Source organism: Gemmatimonadetes bacterium SCN 70-22, from assembly GCA_001724275.1.
Lineage (GTDB): Bacteria > Gemmatimonadota > Gemmatimonadetes > Gemmatimonadales > Gemmatimonadaceae > SCN-70-22.
In genome coordinates this window covers 1-2,538 of sequence record MEDZ01000084.1, presented here as the reverse complement: position 1 = coordinate 2,538, position 2,538 = coordinate 1, and the positions used below count along the sequence as shown (strand labels likewise).

The following is a 2,538-nucleotide window of genomic DNA, read 5'->3' as shown; positions in this document are numbered from 1 at the left end:
AGGAGCATGGTGTTGGTGTGCAGGTTGCGATACGCCTCTGGCGCCTCGCGCCGCAGGATGAAGTCGTCGTCGTGCCGCCGCCAGCTCGCCATGGCCTGCACGCTGCGCCCGGCGCCCGCGGCACGCTCGGCGCGCAGCGCCAGCGTCCCGGTCTCGGTCGTCTCGAACGAATCGTAAGGTCCATAGAAGGCGTTGGCGCCGAAGGCGCGGCGCGCAAATCCGCCGTCGAGCGCCAGCCGCGTCCCTCCCAGCGAGCGATCGAGCCCGATGCGCAGCTGCCTGGTGTCGTAGTCGGTCCCCGCGCGCGCGCCGTCGGACGTGGCGTATTCGGCGGCCATGCGCGCCGAGCCGCGCTCGCCGCCGATCCCCCCCGCCAGCGCCACGCGCCCGGTGCCGAAGCTCCCCCCCTCGACGCGGATGGACCGCGACGTGCCGCGGCGCGTGACGATGTTGACGACGCCCCCGGCGGCGTCGGGGCCGTGCAGCGCCGAGGCTCCGCCGCGGAGGATCTCGATCCGTTCGATGTCGTCGAGCGGGACGGGGAGGTCGAGCGAGAAGTGGGCGGTCTGTGCGTCGGTGACGCGCACGCCGTCGAGAAGGATCAGCGCCTGCTGGTACGAGCCGCCACGCACCGATACGTCGGCCGAGGCGGCGGAACGCGCCTGGACGTCGACGCCGAGGGCGCGCGCCAGGAGCTGCGGGAGGGCAAGGGCAGGGAGGCGGTCCAGCGTTTCGCGGTCGAGGACCTCGAGCGAGAAGCCCCCCTTGTCGGTGGCGCGCGTGCTGATGCGCACGGTGTCCAGCGCCTGCTGGGACAGGGCAGGGGAGGTGTACGTGACGGCGAGGAAGAGCGCAAGGACGATGGCGGGGGTGTGCGGTCGCATGGGCGCATGGTATGCGCGACGCGCCCCGCACACCATCCCCGCTATCGGCGCCCGCTCACCTCACCCGGGTGAAGCGGAGGTGCCTAACGCGCCCCGACTCCACCAGGTAGCCGGTGATGCGCCCCCTGGCATCCCGCTGCACGTCGATCACGCTCCCGCCGCGCGTGAAGCCGTCCTTGTAGCTGGGCTCGAGCACGCCCATGCGGCGGTTGTTCGTGTACAGGACCAGCTCCCCCTTTTCCACCTTCCAGGTGTGCGTCGCTTCCACCTCGTCGTTCCGGTAGTCGCCGGCATACTCGGCGAGCCCGGCGGGGGTGAGCTGCGCGGTGTCGGCGCGCAGGTACGTCACCGTCTCGCCCGTGGTGCGGACGATCATCCGCGAAGGCGCGGCGGCACTCCCCTCGAAGCGGAGCTCGGTCCCCGGTCCGGTCCGGAACCGCCCGCCGTCCAGCGGGACGACCGGCGCGCGTTCCATTCCAACCGAGAGCAGCGTGTCGCCCGCCAGCCGCAGGCGCCGCACCTCGCCGCGTTCCACGTTGCGCCACACCCCGGCCAGGGCGCGCAGGCTCGAGGCGGGGACGTCGGCGCGCGGAGCGGCGGCGAGGGCCGCCGTCCACGCCGCGGCGCTGTCGGGGTGCATCCGGTCGCCGAGGTAGATCCCGGCCACCTTGCGGGCGAGCGAGTCGGGCCCCGAGGTGGTGAGGTTGCAGAACGTGGCGACGGCGAAGCGCTGGTCGGGGAAGCGGAGGAAGTGCCCGCGGTAGCCGGCCCAGCTCCCGCCGTGCGAGACGACGCGCAGCCCGCGCAGCGTCCCCACGTTGAGCCCCACGGCGTACGCCTGCGTCGGTCCCGAGGTGGCCGGCGACCCGTCGTTGAGCGTGGTGGCCGTCTTCATCGTCGCGATGATGTCGCGCCCGCCGACCGTGGCGGCGTCGTAGTTGTCGAGCCAGCGGCCGAAGTCCTCGACCGTCGTCTGCACGGCGCCGGCCCCCATGATGGCCCCGTCGTACCACGAGCGCGCCACCCGGAAGCCTCCCCCCTGCCGCGGGGCATAGCCGGTGGCGAGGTTGGGGATCACCATTGCCGCATCGCCCAGGTACCGCGTGTCGAGCATGCCTAACGGCTTGAAGATGCGCTCGTCGGCGAACTGCGCCAGCGTCTTCCCGGTGAGGCGGTAGACGATTTGCGCGGCGAGGATCCACCCCGAGTTGGTGTACAGGTAGCGCGCGCCGGGCTCGTAGTTGGGCTCGGCCGAGCGGGTGATGACGCGCAGGGCGTCGATCGTGTCGCCCGCGAAGGTGCGCCCCGTCTGTCCCCACATCACGTACAGGTCGCGCAGCCCGCTGGTCTGGCTCAGCGCGCGCCGGATGGTGACGCGGTCCGCGTAGGCCGGCATCTCGGGGATGTATTTCCGGATCGGGTCGTCGATGGAGAGCTTCCCCTCCTGCTGCAGCATGAGGATGGCCATGGCCGTGAACTGCTTCGAGATGGACCCGATGTCGAGCACCGATCGCGGCGAGAGCGCCACCCCAGACTCCAGGCTCGCCATCCCGTAGCCGCGCGCGTAGAGGATCCTGCCGTCCTGGTAGACGCCGACCGCGCACCCCGGCGAGTCGGTGCGATCGAAGCGCTGGAAGACGCTGTCGGCGCGGAG

The 2,538-nt window shown here is 72.1% G+C and carries 1 protein-coding gene and 1 pseudogene (1 of these 2 only partly in view); both read right to left on the bottom strand.

Going from position 1 to position 2,538, the window contains the following annotated elements; translation table 11 throughout:
- Positions 1-920: pseudogene (locus tag ABS52_19675) on the bottom strand (hypothetical protein) (it extends 79 nt beyond the left edge of the window).
- Positions 921-939: 19 nt separating this feature from the next.
- On the bottom strand, positions 940-2,538 hold a 1,599-nt coding region (locus ABS52_19670), incomplete at its 5' end, for a hypothetical protein (protein ODS99721.1).